The 2,333-nt window shown below is 73.9% G+C and carries 4 protein-coding genes; 2 read left to right on the top strand and 2 right to left on the bottom strand.

The window, feature by feature from the left end; translation table 11 throughout:
* Positions 1 to 66 precede the first annotated feature (66 nt).
* Positions 67 to 966, bottom strand: coding sequence for a universal stress protein (locus ACWEVO_RS35190; protein ID WP_452311728.1), 900 nt, complete (start codon positions 964 to 966; stop codon positions 67 to 69).
* A gap of 149 nt (positions 967 to 1,115) precedes the next feature.
* Here ACWEVO_RS35190 and ACWEVO_RS35185 point away from each other — a divergent pair, with 149 nt between their 5' ends.
* On the top strand, positions 1,116 to 1,532 hold the full coding sequence (locus ACWEVO_RS35185; RefSeq protein ID WP_452311727.1) for an Hsp20/alpha crystallin family protein: 417 nt from the start codon (positions 1,116 to 1,118) through the stop codon (positions 1,530 to 1,532).
* A gap of 57 nt (positions 1,533 to 1,589) precedes the next feature.
* The gene (locus tag ACWEVO_RS35180; RefSeq protein ID WP_452311726.1) at positions 1,590 to 2,060 is read left to right on the top strand and encodes a cyclic nucleotide-binding domain-containing protein; all 471 of its coding nucleotides are present in this window, start codon (positions 1,590 to 1,592) and stop codon (positions 2,058 to 2,060) included.
* Between the two features lie 28 nt (positions 2,061 to 2,088).
* On the opposite strand, the gene ACWEVO_RS35175 is transcribed toward ACWEVO_RS35180, so the two are convergent.
* A partial coding sequence (locus ACWEVO_RS35175; protein WP_452311725.1) for a hypothetical protein occupies positions 2,089 to 2,333 on the bottom strand: 245 nt, incomplete at its 5' end.

The following is a 2,333-nucleotide window of genomic DNA, read 5'->3' as shown; positions in this document are numbered from 1 at the left end:
CCGCGAGACTTCGAAGAAAGAGATAAGGACCATCGCCATGCTGGAGATCAGCAACCTCATCAAGTCCTACCCTGGTGAGAAGGCCAAGAAGAGCGCCAGCGGGCTGCGGCAGTGGTGCAGCACCGCGTGGCTGACCGAGCCGAGCAGCAGCCCGCCCAGGCTGCCCCGGCCGTGCGCGCCGACCACCGTCAGCTGCGCGTCCGTCGACTCCTCGACCATCGCGCGGGCCGGGTTGGCCGAGATCAGCTTCTGCCGGACCGGGACGTCCGGGTAGCGCTCGGTCCAGCCGGCCAGCGCCTCGGCGAGCACCCGCTCCTCCTCGGCGCGCAGCAGCTCCGGGTCGTACACCAGCGGCATGATGTCGCCGTAGGACTCCCGGTACGCCGGTGGCGCCGGGTAGAGCCAGGAGTGCACGGCGACCAGTTCGGTGCCGCGCTGCGCCGCCTCGGCGAAGGCGAAACCGATCGCCTCGTCGGAGAGCGCCGACCCGTCCACCCCGACCACCACCGGGCCGTCGGCGCGCGGCTCGTCCCGCACCACCAGCACCGGGCAGTCGGCGCGGGCCGACAGCTGCACGGCCGCCGAGCCGACCAGCAACTCGGCGAAGCCGCCCAGGCCCCGGTGCCCGAGTACGAGCAGCGCGGCCTCCCGGCTCTCCCGCAGCAGCACCGCGACCGGCCCGCCGTCGACCACCGCGCCGGTGATCTCCAGCTCGGCGTCGATCTTGCGCGCCTCGTCGACCGCCGCCGCGACCAGCTTGCCCGCCTCCTGCCGTACCTCCTCGTCGGGCAGTACGGCGGCGACCGGGCCCAGCGGGGTGCCGAGCAGCGGCCAGAGGAACGCGTTCACCACCCGCAGCGGCCGGTGCCGGGCCGCCGCCTCCCGGGCAGCCACCCGGACCGCGTCCAGCGCCGAGGGGGAACCGTCCACGCCCACGACAACGGGAGCGCCAGCTCTGTCGGTCATCACGTCCTCCTTCGTCCATCTCCAGCGTTCTCCCGTCGCCGGGCGGCCGACAGAGGCCCTGTGCCCGCGCGCCCCGGGACCATCGGCCCTGACGGTCCGGGTAATGCGGGAGTGGGATGGAGTCGGGACGATCGACAAGGAGGTCGAAAATGTCCACTGTCACCAAGTTCCGGGGCGGCGCGCTGGCGCCGTTCGACTGGACGAACCTGTCCTGGCTGCCGCTGCTGGCGCCGACCATCCGGGTCGAGGACTACCTCGACGGCGACCGGTACGTCGTCCGCGCCGAACTCCCGGGCATCGACCCGGCGAAGGACGTGCGGATCACGCGTACCGGCGAGAACCTGCGGCTGGACGTGGTCCGCCGGGAGAGCCACACGGACAAGGTCCACTCCGAGTTCCACTACGGCTCCTTCTCCCGGCTGATCCCGCTGCCGGCCGGCGTCCAGGAGGACACCCTCGCGGCCCGCTACGCGGACGGCATCCTCGAGATCACCGCGACCGTCGGCGCAACCGAGCCGACCGCGCGCGAGATTCCGATCACCGTGGAGCACGGCGCCGAGAAGTGACCCCGCCTACGAGGGACCCGGTCCACACCGGGTCCCTCACCCGATCGTGGAGGCGTGATGACCCCGCTGGAGATGCTCCGCGAACACCCCTTCCTCGCCGGGCTGCCCCAGGAGTGGCTGCCCCGGCTGACCGGCTACGCCCGCCCGGTGGTCTGGCACCCCGGGCACCGGCTGTTCCGCGCCGGCCAGCCCGCCGAGCGGTTCTGGCTGGTCCGCGGCGGCGAGGTGGCGCTGGACTTCCCGGTCCTCGGGCGCGGCGACGTCGGGATCGAGACCATCGGCCCGGGCGGGGTGCTCGGCTGGTCCTGGCTCTACCCGCCGTACCGCTGGCAGTTCGGCGCGGTTGCCGTGCAGCGCAGCACCGCGGTCGAGTTCAGCGCCGACGGGGTACGCCGGCTGATGGAGTCCGACGACGCGCTGGGCCGCCAGCTCACCACCCGCTTCATGTCCGTGGTGGTGGACCGGCTCCAGGCGTCCCGGGTACGCCTGCTCGACCTCTACGGTTACCCGACCTCCATGGCGAGCTGAGCCGCCGTACCGCTGCCGGCCGGGACGGTCACCGCGCGCCGAGCGGCCCGTCCAGGCCGGGGTCGACGCGCCGCCGGACAACCAGTTCCGTCACCTCCAGCCGGCCGATGCGCAGCTCCCGGATCACTGCCCGGCGGATGGCCAGGCGGCCGATCGCGAGCGCGCCCACCGCCACCGCGCCGAGCGCGGCCGCACCGAGCGCCAGCGGCGCGGCCGCCGTGGGGCCCAGCGCCCGCGGTCCGGCCGCGGTGGGCCCCACCCCCCGCGGGCAGG

Source organism: Micromonospora sp. NPDC003776 (assembly GCF_053605645.1).
This window is presented reverse-complemented; position numbering and strand designations above follow the sequence as displayed.